Source organism: Comamonas sp. 17RB (assembly GCF_030056555.1).
GTDB lineage: Bacteria > Pseudomonadota > Gammaproteobacteria > Burkholderiales > Burkholderiaceae_C > Comamonas > Comamonas terrigena.
Window position 1 is genome coordinate 207,803 of sequence record NZ_JASHHY010000010.1, and the last position, 16,873, is coordinate 224,675.

Here is a 16,873-nt window from a genome sequence, read left to right on the forward strand (position 1 = left end):
TGGGCTTGGGCAGCTATTTTTGGGAATTCCCTCAGCGACTCAAGCTGTCGCTTCCTCGGATTGCGCCACCGGCATGGCGGCAATCACCTGGGCCACGGCAGCCGTGAGCTTCTTGGCATAGGGCACATGCAGGAACTCATTGGGGCCATGGGCATTGCTCTTGGGGCCCAGCACGCCACAGACCATCATCTGTGCTGTGGGGAAGCCCTGGCTCAGCAGGTTCATCAACGGGATGGTGCCGCCCTGGCCGATGTAGCCGCAGTCCGCGCCAAAGTGGGCCTGGCTGGCCGCATTCAGGGCGGTTTCAAACCAGGGGCTCATGCCCGGTGCATTCCAGCCGCTGGAGCTGGACAGACCTTCCCAGGTCACCTTGGCCTGGTACGGCGCATTGTCTTCCAGCAGCTGTTTCATCTCCTGCACGCAGGTGGCAGCGTCCACCAGCGGCGGCAGGCGCAGGCTGAGCTTGAAGGCCGTGTAAGGCCGCAGCACATTGCCCGCGTTCTGCAATGTGGGGAAGCCTTCGGCGCCGGTGACGGACAGCGTGGGCTCCCAGGTGCGCTTGAGCAGGGCTTCCACCGGATCGGTGGTGGTGGGCAGGGCCACCAGCGTGCTGCCGCCGCAGTCATGGTGGGCCCAGGGAAAGCGCTTGTAGGTTTCCTCGCCCAGGATGGTCGCCGTGGCCTTGGCCTGCGCCAGACGCTCGGGCGGCACCTGGCAGTGGAAGCTGGCGGGCAGCATGCGACCGGTCGCGCTGTCTTCCAGCCGGTCCAGCACCTGGCGCATGATGCGGAACGACGAAGGCACCACACCCGAGGCATCGCCCGAGTGCACCCCTTCGGTCAGGATTTCCACCTTCAGCGTGCCGCTGGCCATGCCGCGCAGGCTGGTGGTCAGCCACAGCTGGTCGTAATTGCCAGCACCGCTGTCCAGGCAGATCACCAGTTCCACCGCTCCCAGGCGGGAACGCAGTGCATCCACATAGGGCAGCAAATCGCGCGAACCGCTTTCTTCGGCCGTCTCGATGATGCCCACGATGCGCGGGTGGGCCACGTTCTGGCGCTTGAGTTCCTGCACCGCCGCCACGCTGGCGTAGACGGCATAGCCATCGTCTGCGCCGCCACGGCCGTAAAGCTTGCCGTCCTGGTACACCGGGGTCCAGGGGCCCAGGTCGCTGCGCCAGCCTTCGAATTCGGGTTGCTTGTCCAGGTGGCCGTACATCAGCACCGTGGGGGCGCCGCTGGCATTGGCCCCGGGCTGGGTGCCTTCCACCTCGAAGAACAGCACCGGTGTGCGGCCTTCCAGGCGCACGATTTCCAGCTTCAGGCCGGGCACTTTCTGCGCTTCCACCCAGGTGGCGGCGTTGCGCAGCACCGTGTCCAGCAGGCCCTGTGCCGCCCAGTCGGGGGCGAACATGGGCGATTTGGCGGGAATGGCGATGTAGTCCGTGAGCTGGGCCACGATGTCGCGGTCCCATTGCTGGCTGACATGCTCCAGCGCCTGTGTGGTGTCCAGCGCGGTGGACGGAATGCGTGCGTTCATGGCGAAGCTCCTGGTCACTGCGGCCCGCACAGGGCGGACGCGAAGCAACCATTGTGCGCCATGCCGGAGCCCCCACAGCGCAGGGGGCGCCAACCCGCCCCTGCCAGTCCCCCGCAGCCGGTGTCAGCGAGGCAGTGCTGGCAGTGCTGCGGCCCGTGCCTGCGCCGGCGCGGCCAGATCCAAGGTCAGGGCATCGGCGGGCTGCAGCTTGAACACGCTGACCGCCGCCTCCAGGCCGCTGGCCTGGTCGCGCATGCTGGATGAAGCCGCCGCCGACTCCTCCACCAGCGAAGCGTTCTGCTGGGTCAGCTGGTCCAGCTCGGCCACATCGTGGTTGACCTGGGCCATGCGCTCGGCCTGCTCCGAGGCGCTGGCCGAGATCTCGCCCACGATGTCGCCCATGCGCTGCACGGAGCTGACGATCTCGTCCATGGTCTGGCCGGCGGCCTGCACCAGCTGCGCACCGGACTCCACCTGGTGGACCGAGCTGCCGATCAGCGCCTTGATCTGCTTGGCCGCTTCGGCGCTGCGCCCGGCCAACGAACGCACCTCGCTGGCCACCACGGCGAAGCCCCGGCCCTGCTCCCCGGCGCGGGCGGCTTCCACGGCGGCGTTCAGTGCCAGGATGTTGGTCTGGAAGGCGATGCCGTCGATCACGCCGATGATGTCGGCAATCTGGCGGCTGCTGTCGTTGATCGCCCCCATGGTGCGCACCACCTGGCCCACCACCTCACCGCCGCGCGAAGCCACTTCCACGGCCGAAGCCGACAGCTGGTGCGCCTGGCGCGCCGCATCGGCGGCCTGGTGCACGCCCTGTGCGGTGTCCACCATGCGCTGGGCGGTGCGCGCCAGGCGGTCGGCGGTGTTGTCGGTGCGCTCGGCCAGATCGGCATTGCCCAGGGCAATCTGGCTGCTGGCGCTGGCAATGTTGTGTGCCGCCAGACTGACCTGCTGCAGCATGGCCACGTAACGCTGGCGCATGTCTTCCACCTCGCGCACCAGATCGCCAATCTCATCGCGGCGCGGGCTGTGGAAAGGCTGGGTCAGATCGCCCTGGGCCACCAGGGTCAGCGCCTGCGTCAGCCCGCGCAGCGGCTGGCTCACGCCCCGGCGCAGCACCCAGAACAGGCCGGCGGCCAGCAGGGCCAGCGCCACCGCCATGGCACCCCACACGGCAAACAGCGCACGGCGCTGGCCGGCCATGGCTTCGCGGTCCGAGACTTCGGTCACCACCCACCAGCCGGACTGGGTCTTGCGCACCACGGCCCAGGGGTCGGCCCCTTGCTCCGGCAGCAGCGCGACCGCGTCGCGCACCCAGCCGTCCGGGCTGTCGGCCAGCGCCTGCAAGGTCGCCTGGGCCTGGGGAAGGGCCTCCAGCACCTTCTGGCCGGCATGGCTGGGATGGGCCACAAACCGGGCCTGCGCCAGGCTGGTACCCGGGTCGATCACCATGGCACCGCCATGCTCGTACAGGCGCAGCCCGGACACCTGGCGCAGCAGGCCTTCCTGGAAGGCGCTGAGGTCGGTGCCCACAAACAGAATCCCCACCACCTGGTTCTGCGCATCGCGCAGCGGCGCATAGTGCGTCATATACGGCTTGCCGAACAGCGTGGCGCGGCCGATGAAGCTCTGGCCATCGCGCACCCGGGCATAGGCCGCATGCTGGCGGTCCAGCATGGTGCCGATCACGCGCTCGCCCTGCGGGTTGCGCAGCGAGGTGGTGATGCGCACAAAGTCGTCACCCTGGCGGGCAAACACCGTGGCCACGCCACCGGTGTCGGCGCTGAACTTGTCCGGCAGCGCAAAGTTGCCGTTCAACACCTCGCCGTCCACCGACAGCTGGCCGCTGGCGCTGTCCAGCGCCACATGGCCCGCAAAGTGGCGGGCAAAGCCTTCGGAGGCCTTGACCACCATGTCGCGGTTGGCATGTTCCACCGCGTCGACCGAAGCCACCAGCGCCTGGGTGGCATGGCCCACGCTGGCCACAAGCTGCGTGCGCGAAGCCTGGTTGGTGATGGACGCGGTCACCAGGCTCAGCGCCAGCAACACCAGCGCCACCATCGCGATGGCGATGGCAGTGACCCGGCGGGCCACGGAACGACGGCCTGCAGCCGCAGAAGAAGAGGACAACATGGGATACCCGCACCAGGACACAAAACGGGCGGATTCTCACATTGCGTTACTGAGTAAGTCCTGACGAACGGCAAAGCCCTCCGATTCGTCCGCTTTTTACGGCAACCGCAGGGCTTTTTGCACCAATACAGGGAATTCTGCCTTTATCGCCGCCGACGTACAGTTCCGGCCCGCCATCGACCGCCGGCCGTCCACGGCAGGCACCCGCCGCCGTGCGGCACCGCTCAGCGGGCGTGGTAGGCGGCGATGGCCTTGCGCCCCTCGGCCGGGTCATCGGTGAAGATGCCATCGATGCCGGTGCGCAAAAAGGCTTCGAAGTCCGCCGCCACATTGCCGCGCGTGGCACCGTTTTCCACCGGGTGCGCTTTCAGGGCGGCAGGCAGAAAAGCGTTCTCGGGCCGCAGCGTCCACACATGCACCAGCAGCCCGGCGCGGTGGGCCGCCCCCACCAGGCCGGTGGGCGCAGCGTTCTTGCCCTCCTTGACCGGCACCACCATGGATTTGCTGGGGCCAATGCCGTTGGCGTAGGTGGCCACCTGGGCCAGGCCTTCGGGCGTGGTCAGGTCGGCATAACTGGGGCCCGCGCCGCGGGCCACGCTGTCGTAGGGCTGGCCCTTGGGGCTGAGCAGCTGCACCAGGCGCACCGTGCTGCGCGCGCGGATCCAGCGCAGGTTGTCCACCTCGAACGACTGCACCAGCACCGGCGCCTGGGCGTCGTTCCAGCCGTTGGCGGCCAGCACCTGCAGCAGCACCGGCTCCAGCGGCTTGCCGATCGACTGGAAATAGCTGGGGTGCTTGGTTTCCGGGTAGATGCCCACGGTGCGGCCGGTGCGCACGGTCTCGGCCTTGGCCAGGTCGATGATCTCCTGCAGCGTGGGCACCTCGAACTGGCCGTCAAAGCGCACATTGGCCGGCCGCACGGCGGGAATGCGCTCGCGCGCGCGCAGCGTCTTCAGCTCGGCCAGCGTGAAATCCTCCACAAACCAGCCGGTGATGCGCTCGCCGTCGATGGTCTTGGTGGTCTTGCGCGCCGCAAATTCGCGGCGGTCGGCCACATCGGTGGATGCCTCCTTCAGGCTGCCATCGGCGTTGAGCATGGCGATGGCATTTTCGTGCCGCGCCACCAGCACGCCATCCCGGGTGATGACCAGGTCGGGCTCGATGAAGTCCGCCCCGGCGGCAATGGCCACCCGGTAGGCCTCCAGCGTGTGCTCGGGACGCAGGGCCGAGGCCCCCCGGTGGGCAATCAGGGCCGGCTTGGGCGGCCAGGCGCCGGTACGGGGCGCGGTGGGGGAGGCCCCCTGTGCCGCGGCCGCCGCAGCAGGCGCCGGGGCCGGGCTGCTGCAGCCGGTCAGTCCCCACGGGCCCACCAGTGCAGCGGCGGTGGCGGTCAGGCAGTGGCGGCGGGTGATGGCGGGCATGGCAGTCTCCGGTTGCAAAGGTTTTTTCCATCCGCGCAGCGGCGCGGCGCTTTCTGCCCCTGATTTCACCACCAAACAGGCAGGGCTCCTCGCGGCGCCGCGCACCGCTTGCAAAGGGTTTTTCAGATTTCTGCCGCGTCCGTGCGGGCATAGGCCTGCAGCCAGCCCAGGCCCTGCGAAGTGCCGGCACGCGGGCGGTATTCGCAGCCGACCCAGCCGGTGTAGCCCAGCTGGTCCAGCAGATCGAACAGATAGGGGTAGTGCAGCTCGCCGCTGTCCGGCTCATGCCGGTCGGGCACGCCCGCAATCTGGATATGGCCCACGCGCCCGGTGGGCAGGTAGTGGCGCAGCTTCATGGCCACATCGCCTTCGACGATCTGGCAGTGGTACAGGTCCATCTGCACCTGCAGCCGGGGTGAATCCACGGCCTGCACCAGCGCATGCGCCTGGTCCTGACGCTGCAGGTAGTAGCCAGGCATGTCGCGGCCGTTGATGGGCTCGATCAGCAGCGCCACCCCCGCATCCTGCGCCTGCTGGGCGGCCCAGTGCAGGCGCTCCGTCACCAGGGCCTGCACGCCGGCATGGCTTTGGCCCGCCGGCAGCAGGCCGCTCATCACATGCACGCGCGGGCATTGCAGGACGCTGGCGTACTCCAGCGCCTGCTGCAGGCCCGCACGGAAGGCAGCATCCTGCCCGGCTAGGCACAGCGTGCCGCGGGCACCGGCATCCCAGGCGGTGGCCATGGCGTCCAGTGTGGTGCCGCCCGGCGGCGCGTTGAACAGCACCTGCTGCAGGCCATGGGCACGCAGCTGCTGCGCCAGCTGTGCTGGGGCATAGGCATAGGGAAACAGGTATTCCACCGCCCGGAAACCATCGCGCGCCGCAGCGGCAAAGCGTTCCAGAAACGGCAGCTCGGTGTACATCAACGACAGGTTGGCAGCGAACTGGGGCATGGGCCCATTATCGGAAGCGCCCTGCCCTGCTGTCTGTCACCGGTCTGTCGCAGGCGACGACATTGCGCCCGGCTGTGCGCCAGATCAACCTCTTTCGAGGCAGAACACCGCCGTGCTGGCGCGCAGATTCGGCAGGGTGCGAATCACCTGGCCTTCCCGCAGGCCGAAGGAATCGACCACGTTCAAGCGGTTCTTGTGCGCCAGCACCTCGAAGTCCTTGTACGTCCCAACGCGGATATTGGGCGTGTCATACCACTGGTACGGCAGGTGGCGCGTGACCGGCATGCGCCCGCGCAGCACCGAAAAGCGGTTGGGCCAGTGGGCGAAATTGGGGAAGGTGACCACGCTCATCCGGCCCACGCGCGCGGTTTCGCGCAACATCGTTTCGGTATTGCGCAAGTGTTGCAAAGTGTTTATCTGCAGCACCATGTCGAAGCTGTTGTCATCGAAGATGGCCAGGCCTTCATCCAGGTTCAGCTGCAGCACATTGACGCCGCGCTGCAGGCAGGCCAGCACGTTGTCGTCGCTGATCTCCACACCGTAGCCGGTACAGCCGCGTTCACGCTGCAGATACTGCAGAAAGGCGCCGTCGCCGCAGCCCAGATCGAGCACGCGGGCGCCCTGGGGCACCAGCTGGGCCAGTGCTTGCATGGTGGGGGTGGCGGTCATGCGCGGAACTCCTTGGCAATGCCTTCGAAATAGGCGCGCATGGCGGCCAGGTAGCGGGGGTCGTCCAGCAGAAAGGCGTCATGGCCGTGCGGGGCGTCGATCTCGGCATAGCCCACATCGCGCTGGTTCTGCAGCAGGGCATGCACGATCTCGCGGCTGCGCCCCGGGGCAAAGCGCCAGTCGGTGGTGAAGCTCACCAGGAAGAACTTGGCCAGCGTCTTGGACAGCGCCGCCTTCAGATTGCCGCCGTGCTTCTTGGCTGGGTCGAAGTAGTCCAGCGCCCGGGTGATCAGCAGGTAGGTGTTGGCGTCAAAGTAGCCGCTGAACTTGTCGCCCTGGTAGCGCAGATAGCTCTCGATTTCGAACTCGATGTCCTGGGTGGTGAACTGGATGTCCGGGCCGTTGCGCAGCGCACGGCCGAACTTCTGGTTCATCACATCGTCGCTCAGGTAGGTGATGTGGCCGATCATGCGGGCGATCCGCAGGCCGCGCTGCGGCACCACGCCATGGGCGTAGAAGTCGCCGCCGTGAAAATCCGGATCGGTGACGATGGCACGGCGCGCCACCTCGTTGAAGGCAATGTTCTCGGCGTTCAGATTGGGCGCACTGGCCACCACCACGGCGTGGCGCATGCGCTCCGGATACTGCAGCGTCCAGCTCAGTGCCTGCATGCCGCCCAGGCTGCCGCCCAGCACGGCCGCCATCTGCCGGATGCCCAGCCGGTCCAGCAGCAGCGCCTGGGCATTGACCCAGTCCTCCACCGTCAGCACCGGAAAGCTGGAGCCGTACACCGCGCCCGTGTCGGGGTTGGTGTGCATGGGGCCGGTGGAGCCGAAACAGGAGCCCAGGTTGTTGACCCCGATGACGAAGAACTTGTCGGTATCGACCGACTTGCCCGGGCCGATCATGTTGTCCCACCAGCCTTCGCTCTTGGGCTGGCCTTCGTAGACACCCGCCACATGGTGCGAGGCGTTGAGCGCGTGGCACACCAGGATGGCGTTGGACTTGTCGGCGTTCAGCGTTCCGTAGGTTTCGAACGCAAGGGTGTAGTCGCGGATGCTGTGGCCGCTTTGCAGCGGCAGCGCATCCGGAAAATGCATGGATTGCGGTGTGGCGATGAAGGACATGAAAAAACCCGGCATCGCTAAAAACGAGGCCGGGTCGATAGATGTCGTCGGACGGGTCTTTAGCAGGATTTATAAAGCGCCCGCAAGCTGTAGCAAATCGGCGCGTGAGCGGCAATTATGCCAAATCCTTGAGCATGGGCGCAAACAGCGCCAGCAAGCCCAGCACCAGGAAAATGACCGCCGACACCAGATGCACCATGCGGATGGGCACCTTCTTGACCAGCTTGTCGCCCAGCCACACCACCGGGGCGTTGGCCAGCATCATGCCGAAAGTGGTGCCCGCCACCACCCAGACATAGGCGCCGCTGTACTGGGCCGCCAGCATCACCGTGGCGATCTGGGTCTTGTCGCCCATCTCGGCCAGGAAGAAGGCAATCAGCGTGGTGCCGAACACGCCCCAGCGGGAATGCTGGGACGTGCCGTCATCGTCCAGCTTGTCGGGAATCAGCATCCACACCGCCATGGCGATGAAGGACAGGCCCAGGATCCAGCGCATGGCGTCCGGGCCGACCATCTGGGTCACCCAGGCGCCCACGGCGCCGGCCAGGGCATGGTTGACCAGCGTGGCCACCAGAATGCCCAGCACGATGGGCCAGGGCTTGCGAAAGCGTGCCGCCAGTACGAGGGAGAGCAGTTGGGTTTTGTCGCCCATCTCGGCCAGGGCGACGATGGCGGTAGAAACAAGGAAAGCGTCCATGGTGGGGTTATCTTGTGTAAATCACGGCCGGATGATTGCGAGCGCGCATTGACCACACCCCGACTCCGGCACGTGGATCGGTGTGTAGTCAATGGTCTCGCCCAGCTCCAACAAGAGAACCGCGTACGCCATAGGGCAAAGCCCCAAGTCTGTTGACGCACGCTTTTGGCACCTTGCGTACCAAACGGGCTACTCCCCAAAGACAAACGGCATTCTACCGCCCCGCCGTGGTGCACTGCGTTTAAATGGGGTTTCCGGGTTTTCTCGGATGACATGTTGTAAGCAGCACAAAGTTGTCTATACCCTGTGAAACTCGCATTCTTATGATTGATAATGCCTTGAGCTTTTGTGCTTATCACAGAGGCCAGTGCGTTAGCGTCTCTACCGTCGTCACGTTTGCGGACACCTAGGGCTCCATCGCGTTTTCACTTTTTTCCTGGAGTCTTCCATGGGTAACAAACTCTACGTCGGCAACCTGCCGTACTCTTTCCGCGACAACGATCTGCAACAAGCTTTCAGCGAATTTGGCAATGTCAGCAGCGCCAAGGTCATGATGGAGCGTGACACCGGCCGTTCCAAGGGCTTCGGCTTTGTGGAAATGGGCAGCGATGCTGAAGCCCAAGCCGCCATCCAAGGCCTGCACGGCCAAAACCACGGCGGCCGTGACCTGGTGGTCAACGAAGCCCGTCCGATGGCTCCCCGCCCTCCCCGCAGCGGCGGCTTCGGCGGCGGCAACTACGGTGGTGGTGGCGATTTCGGCGGTGGCCGTCGCAACAGCTACTAAATAGCCCGCGCTTTTACGCCTCAACGTCAAAGCGAAAAGAAAGGAACCTTCGGGTTCCTTTTTTGTTTAGAAATGTCACAAATTTACCCGCCCAACGGTAATGCTTCTTTTGCTCCCCCATTAATAATGTTTTACGGGAATACTCCCGCGGGTGATCTGCAGGTCCGTTTTCCAGCGCGCGGTGCGATGAAGGCTTGTATAGGTCAAACAAAGAAGGATATTGAGGAGCGATTGATGGGAAATAAGTTGTACGTAGGAAACCTGCCCTACGGCGTGCGTGACAATGATCTGGAACAGGCCTTCTCCCAGTTTGGCACCGTGACAAGCGCCAAGGTCATGATGGAGCGTGACACGGGTCGCTCCAAAGGTTTTGGATTCGTGGAAATGGGCAGCGATGCCGAAGCCAGTGCCGCCGTCCAGGGCATGAATGGCCAGCCGCTGGGCGGGCGCAGCCTGGTGGTCAATGAAGCCCGCCCCATGGAACCCCGTCCGCCCCGCAGCTTCGGTGGTGGCGGTGGCGGTGGCGGCTATGGCGACGGCGGTGGCCGCCGCGACAGCTACGGCGGTGGTGGTGGCGGCGGTGGCGGCTACAACCGCGACCGCGAAGGCGGTGGTGGCTACGGTGGCGGCCGCCAGGACGGCGGCTTCCGCAGCCCCTATGGCTCGGGCCCGCGTGGCCGTGGCGGCTATGGCGGCGGCGGTGGTGGCGGCTACAACGGCGAATAAGCCCACCGCATTACCTCTGCTGCAAAAAAAGGCCTCTGACAGAGGCCTTTTTTTATGGAAACTTTCCCGTGGATCTTTGCGCGGCCATGCCGGCCACATATTCGGTCCGCGGTATTAACGCCCGGGCTCCAGCACCCCCCGCACGCGCCCCTGCATTTGCACCACCCGCGACACATTGTCGTAATCCAGCTGGTCGGCCGTAAACCGGTCCTTGCCCTGGGTCAGCACCACCGGCAAATGCGATTTCACCCGTTCTTCCTGGGTCCAGGCATGCAGAAACTCGCCTTCAAACTGCATGGGTGACTTGGGCGGCAGAGGCTGCCGAATCACCACCGCATTGCCCCACAGCTGGACTTCCGAGGCATCCGAATTGCTGATGCCTTTCTTGGCCGTGGCCGTGGTCTTGGCACCGTCCGGGGCATAGCCGCGCATATCCACATTCTGGATTTCCAGGGTATCGGTATCGGGGTAATGGTCGGCCTGGTCCCCCCGGATTTCGCTTTGCATGCGCCCCTGCACATCGAAATCCTTCACCATGAAGTGGACCATGGTGTAGTCCGGGTCGTGGCCCACGGACCGCTCCTGCGCCGTTTTGGGCGCAGACGGCGCATTGCGCACCAGCCACCATGAGCCCAGCGCCAGCAGCGCCATCAGCAGCACCGGCAGGTACAGGGACAGGCTTTCCCAGGAGCGGCGGACAGCTTGGATCATGGCAGATAGGCTTCCAGCAACCGGCGGTAGGCCCCGGTCGCAATCAACAGCAGGTCACAGACCGCGCGCACGGCCCCCTGTCCACCGGACTGGGGCGTCACAAAATCCGCGACCGCCAGGCACTCGGCATGCGCATTGGCCGGCGCACAGGCCAGCGCACTGCGGCTGAGCATGGGCAGGTCGGGCCAGTCGTCGCCCATGGCCGCAGCCTGGTGCCATTCCAGCCCCAGCGTATCGAGGATGGCCTGGGCAGCGGGCAGCTTGTCTTCCGTGCCGTAGCGCACATGGGTGACCCCCAGTTGCTGCAGGCGCAGACGCAGCGGTGCCGAATCCCGCCCGGTCACCACCGCAGGCGTGATGCCGGCTTTTTGCAGCAGCTTGATGCCGTGTCCGTCCAGGGTGTTGAAGCGCTTGTACGTTTCACCCTGCTCGGAAAACAGCAGGCCGCCGTCGGTCAGCACTCCGTCCACGTCCAGGAACAGCACGCGCACGTTCTGTGCCTTCAGCAGCAGATCGGGGGGAAATTGCAAAGCAGCGTGGGCCATCAGATCACCTTGGCGCGCATCAGGTCACGGATGTGCACGATACCGGCCAGCCGGCCTGCGGCATCCACCGCCATCACCGAGGTGATGCCGTGCTGCTCCATCAACTGGGCCGCGTCCACCGCCAGCGCTTCCGTGCTGACGGTCTTGGGGCGGGCGTGCATCAGCTGGCCGGCCGTGGCCGTGCGCAGCTCGGTGCCCGCTTCGATGCAGCGGCGCAGATCGCCGTCGGTGAAGATGCCCTGCACCTGCTGCTGTGCATCGACCACCACGGCGCAGCCCAGGCCCTTGGCGCCCATTTCGCGCATCAGCGTGCTGAAGTCGGCATCCGGCTGCACCGCAGGCACATCGCTGCCGGAACGCATCACATCGGCCACATGGGTCAGCAGCTTGCGGCCCAGCGATCCGCCGGGGTGCGAACGGGCAAAGTCCTCGGCCCGGAAACCGCGCGCATCCAGCAGCGCCATGGCCAGGGCATCCCCCAGCGCCAGCTGGGCCGTGGTGCTGGCGGTGGGGGCCAGGTTCAGCGGACAGGCTTCGCGCTCGACACTGGTGTCCAGCACCCAGTCGGCATGGCGTGCCAGCGTGGACTGCAGCCCGCCGGTCATGGCCACAATGCCCACGCCCTGGCGCTTGAGGGCGCTCAGCAGCGAGGTGATCTCGTCGGATTCACCGCTGTTGGACAGGGCCAGCACCAGATCCTTGTCGGTGACCATGCCCAGGTCGCCGTGGCTGGCCTCGGCCGGGTGCACAAAGAACGCCGGGGTGCCGGTGGACGCCAGCGTGGCGGCCAGCTTGCGACCCACATGGCCGCTCTTGCCCATGCCCATCACCACCACGCGGCCGGGCAGGCGCAGGATCTGCTGCACCACCTGGGCAAACACCTGGTTCAGGCGGTCCGCCATGGACTGCAGGGCCTGCACTTCAATGGCCAATGTGCTGCGCGCCAGGTCCAGGGCGCGCTGATCTTCTGGCGCAACAGGGCGCACAGCAACTTGCGAAGCATTCATGGCGAAATTCTATCGGCCCGCCCCATCCCCTGCAGGGCAGCAGCGAGCACCGCCCATGGTTATCCCGCCGGCACCACCAGCCCGGCATGCGCCAGCAGCATCTGCGCCTCGGCCGGCCGCCCGAACAGATAGCCCTGGAACCGCCGGCAGCCATGGGCCACCAGGAAATCCAGCTGACCACGGGTCTCCACCCCTTCGGCCACCACCTCCAACCCCAGGCTCTGGCCCAGTGCGATCACGGTGCGCACAATGGCGGCATCGTTCGCGTCCAGCAGCACATCGCGCACAAAGCTCTGGTCGATCTTTAGCTGCGACAGCGGCAGGCGCTTCAGATAGCCCAGCGAGGAGTAGCCGGTGCCGAAGTCGTCCAGCGAGAACTGGATGCCCCAGCCGCGCAAGGTCTGCATCTTGGCGATGCTGTCCTCCACCTCGTCCAGCATCAGGCTTTCGGTCAGCTCCAGCTTCAGCCGGTCGGCGCGCGCCCCGGTGTCGCGCAGAATGTCCTGCATGCGGGGCACAAAGTCGGCATGGCGGAACTCCTGGGCACTCAGGTTCACCGCCAGGGTCCAGTCGGCCGTGGCCGCATCCTGGGCCCACAGCGCCAGCTGCTGGCAGGCCAGGCGCAGCACCCAGCGGTCCAGCGCAAAAATCAGCCCCATCTGCTCGGCGGCGGGAATGAAGGCCCCGGGCGGAATCAGTCCGCGCTCCGGGTGCTTCCAGCGCACCAGGGCTTCTGCCCCCTGCACCCGGCCCTCGGCATCCACCACCGGCTGGTAATGCAATAAGAAATGGCCCTGTTCCAGGGCCATGCGGATATCCACCTCCAACGCCGCACGTTCGCGCACGGTGCGCTGCAGCTGCGGGTCGAACACGCTCCAGGCATTGCGTCCCCGGGTCTTGGCTTCGCCCAGTGCCAGTTCCACGCACTGGCGCATTTCGTCCACCGAGCGCTCCAGCCCCTGGAAACCCGCCACCCCGATGCAGAACGAGGGCTGGACCGCCCGCCCCTGCAACTCGAAGGCCTGTCCCAGGATGCCGATCAGGCTCAGGGCCATGGCCCCGGCACGCGCATGGGCCTGGGCCAGGTCCGGCGCCAGGCTTTCGATCATGATCAGGAACTCGTCGCCCCCCACACGCCCCACCACATCGCCGGGCCGGCACCACAGCTCCAGGCGGCGTGCCACTTCCTTGAGCAGCACATCGCCCCAGCTGTGGCCCATGGCGTCGTTGATATCCTTGAAACGGTCCACATCCAGCATCAGCAGGGCGCCGGCTCCATGGTGCTGGCTGCGGTGCAGCGCCGCGGTGAGCTGCTGCAGCATGGCGGCCCGGTTGGGCAGCTCGGTCAAATCGTCGGTATAGGCCAGACGGCGGATCTGGACCTCGTTCTGCTTGCGTTCCGTGATGTCGCGCGCCACCCCGCAATAGCCCTTGAACTGGCCCTGGGCGTCGATCCTGGGCGTGCCGCTGAGGGACAGCCAGACGGTGCTGCCGTCTTCAGCACGGTGGCACATCTCCCAGTCCTGGAAGGGCTGGCGCGCCTCCAGCACCACGCGGCTGCCGGACAGGGCCACGGCCATGTTCGGCTGGTGGCACCACAGCGCCGGCGCATCCACCGGCTGCCCTTGCAGCACTGCCTTCAGGCCCTGGGGGCAGCCATCCAGCAGCACAAAGCGCAGCTGCGCATCCAGCTCCCAGAACCAGTCGGACGACAGCGCCGTCATGCTGCGCCAGCGCTGTTCGCTGTGGCGCAGCTGCTCCTGGATGTGCACATAGTCCGTCACATCCGTATAGGTGCGCACCCGGCGCCCGTTGCGCTCCGGATGGGTGCGCACTTCCAGATAGCGCCCTTCCAGGGTGCGGCGGATATAGACCGCAGGGCAGGTGCCGTTGTTGTACGAACCCAGCTTGGCGCCGGGCGGCCAGTACACGCTGCCGTCCTCCCCGAATTCGCCGCGCGCACGCTGGAATTCGACGAGGTCGCTCAGGAAAGGCTCGCCCTGCATCAGGCTGTGGGGCAGGCCCACCAGCTCCTGGGCCCGCTCGTTGAAGACATGGATGCGGCCCTCGCCATCCAGGCTGATGATGCCCTGCGAGATGCTGGCCAGCGTGGCCGACAGCTCCCGGCTCTGGGCTTCCAGCGCATCCTGGGTGGCCCGCTGTCGGGCCAGCCCTTCGATCTGTTCCGGCAAGGTGTGCAGGTGGCTGGTGCTGCCCGGCAGCTCGGAGCGCACCACAAAATCGGCAAAGCCGGCGCGCATGGCCAGCGCCGCCATGGCCTCCTGGCCTGCGCACACCGCCACCATGGCCATGGTCCGCCCCAGCCAGCGCAGGGACTGCAGGGCATCGCCATCGGCCTGCTCCAGCGCCACCACGGCCACACTGGGGGCATGCCGGGCATGCAGGGCCTGGCCCTGGGCCAGGTCGGCGGCCTGCAATACCTGCCAGCCGGGCCGGGTGCGCTGCAAAAACTGCCTCACCTGGTCCGCATGGGCAGCATCTCCATCGATCAGCAGAACGGTCAATTCCATACAGTTGTGAGGCTCAGGCTGCATCAAAGGCCACAATACCGACACGCGGTATGCACATTCGAGGGCATTATGCGCGGCGCCAGCGACCTGCCTACACTCGCGCACTGCAGTTTTCCCAGCGCGGCTTCGCTGCGCCGGACCGCTTGTCCCTCTCCCACCCCTACGGCACACTCTGCCGAATCTTGAGCGCCTTCGCGCTATTTTTTCCTGACACCATGCCCAGCCTCAGCGTCACCGACTACCTTCGCGCCCACATCCGCACCGTGCCCGACTGGCCGGCCCCCGGCGTGCAGTTCCGCGACATCACCCCGCTGCTGCAGGACCCCAAGGTGTTCCGCGTGCTGATCGACGCCTTTGTGCACCGTTACATGGACAAGGACATGCGCCCCGACGTGGTGGCCGGCCTGGACGCGCGCGGCTTCATCCTGGGCGCCGTGATCGCCTACGAGCTGGGCGTGGGTTTTGTGCCCATCCGCAAAAAGGGCAAGCTGCCCTTCACCACCGTGGAAGAAACCTACGAACTGGAATACGGCAGCGCCACCGTGGAACTGCACACCGATGCCGTGAAAGCCGGTGACCGGGTGCTGCTGATCGACGACCTGATCGCCACCGGCGGCACCATGATGGCCGGCAAGAAGCTGCTGGAAAAGCTGGGCGCCACCGTGGTGGAAGGCGCCGCGATTGTCGATCTGCCGGAGCTGGGCGGCTCCGACCGTCTGCGTGGCGAAGGCCAGCTGCCGCTGTTCACGCTGGTGGACTTCGCCGGTCACTGAAGCGACACCACGCTCCCGGCGCCCGGCATATTCCGGACCGCTGCAGCACTACACCCCACACCTCACCGACCATGGCCTCTGATTCCGCCTCGTCCCTGGCTGCAGCCATGCCCGCATGGCTGCAGGCACTGCGTGCCCTGGCCTGGGCTGGCGGCGGCCTGTGCGCCCTGCTGGCGCTGCTGTGGGGCGCCGGCGCGCTCTGGTACCAGTGGGAAGCGCGCCCGGCCCTGCTCTGGCCGCTGCTGGCGCTGTGGGGCCTGGCCTGGCTGGCGCTGGCCCTGCTGGCCTGGCGCCACCAGCATCTGGGGCTGCTGTGGGGCGGCGGCGCCCTGCTGATGGCGCTGCTGCTGGCCTGGTGGGCCACCATCACGCCGCGTGCGGACCGCGACTGGGCCGACGACGTGGCGCGCATCACCCGCATGCAAGCGGCCGGTTCCGACGCCGACATCGTCGCGCTGCAGGATGTGCGCAACTTTGCCTGGCGCAGCGAAACCGACTACACCGCCCGCTGGGAAGACCGCCGCTACGACCTGAACCAGCTGCGCAGCGTGGACATGGCCGTTTCCTACTGGATGGGCCCGGCCATCGCCCACACCCTGGTGTCCTTCGGTTTCGACAACGGCGAGCAACTGGTGTTTTCTTTCGAGATCCGCAAGGAAAAAGGCGAAGCCTTCGACGCCCTGGCCGGTTTCTTCAAACGCTATGAATTGGCACTGATCGCGGCAGATGAGCGTGACATCCTGGCTGTTCGCACCAATGTGCGCGGGGAACAGGTGTTCTTGTACCGCGTGGACATGCCCCAGCCGGCCATGCGCGCGCTGCTGCGCTCCTACGCCGAACAGGCCGCTGCGCTGCACCACCAGCCGCGCTGGTACCACACGCTGACCGCCAACTGCACCACCATCGTCTGGGACATGGCCCAGCGCCTGGTGGGCGGCCTGCCGCTGGACTGGCGCCTGCTGGCCTCGGGCTATCTGCCCGAATACCTGACATCGGTGGGCGGCCTCACGCCCGGCCTGCCACTGGCGCAGCTGCGCGCTGCCGGCGACATCACCCAGCGTGCGCAGCAATGGCAGGCCCCTGCGGGAAGCGACGACCGCGCGGCCAGCATCGACTTCTCCCGCGCCATCCGCGCCGGCATCCCGCCGCTGCAGCCCTGAACCCGGCACCATAGAGGGCTGGGCACCACCATTGCGGTGCCGCAGCAACACCGGGCCTGGCTCTCAGCCCCCTGTCATGCAGGGGCGCGCAGGCCTG

General features: G+C 66.4%; 15 protein-coding genes and 1 riboswitch. Of the genes, 4 read left to right on the forward strand and 11 right to left on the reverse strand.

Annotated elements, in window-relative coordinates; all coding sequences use genetic code 11:
- Nucleotides 1–39: 39 nt before the first annotated feature.
- The 7 genes from QM470_RS18530 to QM470_RS18560 form a co-directional block, all read right to left on the reverse strand.
- Entirely contained in the window at nucleotides 40–1,539 is a 1,500-nt protein-coding gene (locus QM470_RS18530) for a M20 family metallopeptidase (protein WP_283340273.1), read from the reverse strand.
- A 123-nt stretch (nucleotides 1,540–1,662) separates the two neighbouring features.
- Entirely contained in the window at nucleotides 1,663–3,672 is a 2,010-nt protein-coding gene (locus tag QM470_RS18535; protein ID WP_283340274.1) for a methyl-accepting chemotaxis protein, read from the reverse strand.
- 224 nt (nucleotides 3,673–3,896) lie between these two features.
- Nucleotides 3,897–5,093: a glycerophosphodiester phosphodiesterase gene (locus QM470_RS18540; protein WP_283340275.1), complete on the reverse strand. Its 1,197-nt coding sequence runs from the start codon at nucleotides 5,091–5,093 to the stop codon at nucleotides 3,897–3,899.
- A gap of 122 nt (nucleotides 5,094–5,215) precedes the next feature.
- The gene (gene otnI / locus QM470_RS18545; protein WP_283340276.1) at nucleotides 5,216–6,046 is read right to left on the reverse strand and encodes a 2-oxo-tetronate isomerase; all 831 of its coding nucleotides are present in this window, start codon (nucleotides 6,044–6,046) and stop codon (nucleotides 5,216–5,218) included.
- An 84-nt stretch (nucleotides 6,047–6,130) separates the two neighbouring features.
- Nucleotides 6,131–6,715, reverse strand: coding sequence for a methionine biosynthesis protein MetW (gene metW, locus QM470_RS18550; protein WP_066538321.1), 585 nt, complete (start codon nucleotides 6,713–6,715; stop codon nucleotides 6,131–6,133).
- Entirely contained in the window at nucleotides 6,712–7,842 is a 1,131-nt protein-coding gene (gene metX / locus QM470_RS18555) for a homoserine O-succinyltransferase MetX (RefSeq protein WP_066538434.1), read from the reverse strand. The genes metW and metX overlap by 4 nt, the downstream gene beginning before the upstream one ends.
- A gap of 115 nt (nucleotides 7,843–7,957) precedes the next feature.
- Nucleotides 7,958–8,539, reverse strand: coding sequence for a TMEM165/GDT1 family protein (locus QM470_RS18560; protein WP_066538324.1), 582 nt, complete (start codon nucleotides 8,537–8,539; stop codon nucleotides 7,958–7,960).
- Nucleotides 8,540–8,642: 103 nt separating this feature from the next.
- Nucleotides 8,643–8,749, reverse strand: a riboswitch (yybP-ykoY riboswitch).
- A 238-nt stretch (nucleotides 8,750–8,987) separates the two neighbouring features.
- Between QM470_RS18560 and rbp (QM470_RS18565) the strand changes: the two genes are divergently transcribed.
- Entirely contained in the window at nucleotides 8,988–9,323 is a 336-nt protein-coding gene (gene rbp, locus QM470_RS18565) for an RNA-binding regulator (RefSeq protein ID WP_066538329.1), read from the forward strand.
- Nucleotides 9,324–9,557: 234 nt separating this feature from the next.
- Nucleotides 9,558–10,049: an RNA-binding regulator gene (gene rbp, locus QM470_RS18570; protein WP_283340277.1), complete on the forward strand. Its 492-nt coding sequence runs from the start codon at nucleotides 9,558–9,560 to the stop codon at nucleotides 10,047–10,049.
- A gap of 114 nt (nucleotides 10,050–10,163) precedes the next feature.
- On the opposite strand, the gene lptC is transcribed toward rbp (QM470_RS18570), so the two are convergent.
- Genes lptC through QM470_RS18590 form a run of 4 tightly spaced genes read right to left on the reverse strand, consistent with a single transcriptional unit; the run spans nucleotide 10,164 to nucleotide 14,843 of the window.
- Nucleotides 10,164–10,760, reverse strand: a complete 597-nt coding sequence (gene lptC, locus QM470_RS18575) for an LPS export ABC transporter periplasmic protein LptC (protein WP_283340278.1) — start codon at nucleotides 10,758–10,760, stop codon at nucleotides 10,164–10,166.
- A complete protein-coding gene (locus tag QM470_RS18580; protein ID WP_280013599.1) occupies nucleotides 10,757–11,305 on the reverse strand; it encodes a KdsC family phosphatase in 549 nt (182 codons plus the stop codon). Before QM470_RS18580 ends, lptC begins: the two co-directional genes overlap by 4 nt.
- Nucleotides 11,305–12,312: a KpsF/GutQ family sugar-phosphate isomerase gene (locus tag QM470_RS18585; RefSeq protein ID WP_066538347.1), complete on the reverse strand. Its 1,008-nt coding sequence runs from the start codon at nucleotides 12,310–12,312 to the stop codon at nucleotides 11,305–11,307. The genes QM470_RS18580 and QM470_RS18585 overlap by 1 nt, the downstream gene beginning before the upstream one ends.
- A 59-nt stretch (nucleotides 12,313–12,371) precedes the next feature.
- Complete coding sequence (locus QM470_RS18590) at nucleotides 12,372–14,843, reverse strand: EAL domain-containing protein (protein ID WP_283340279.1); 2,472 nt, start codon at nucleotides 14,841–14,843, stop codon at nucleotides 12,372–12,374.
- A gap of 215 nt (nucleotides 14,844–15,058) precedes the next feature.
- On the opposite strand from QM470_RS18590, the gene QM470_RS18595 reads away from it, so the two are divergent.
- Nucleotides 15,059–15,616, forward strand: a complete 558-nt coding sequence (locus tag QM470_RS18595) for an adenine phosphoribosyltransferase (protein ID WP_066538348.1) — start codon at nucleotides 15,059–15,061, stop codon at nucleotides 15,614–15,616.
- Between the two features lie 71 nt (nucleotides 15,617–15,687).
- Nucleotides 15,688–16,776, forward strand: coding sequence for an Lnb N-terminal periplasmic domain-containing protein (locus QM470_RS18600; RefSeq protein WP_283340280.1), 1,089 nt, complete (start codon nucleotides 15,688–15,690; stop codon nucleotides 16,774–16,776).
- Nucleotides 16,777–16,873 lie beyond the last annotated feature (97 nt).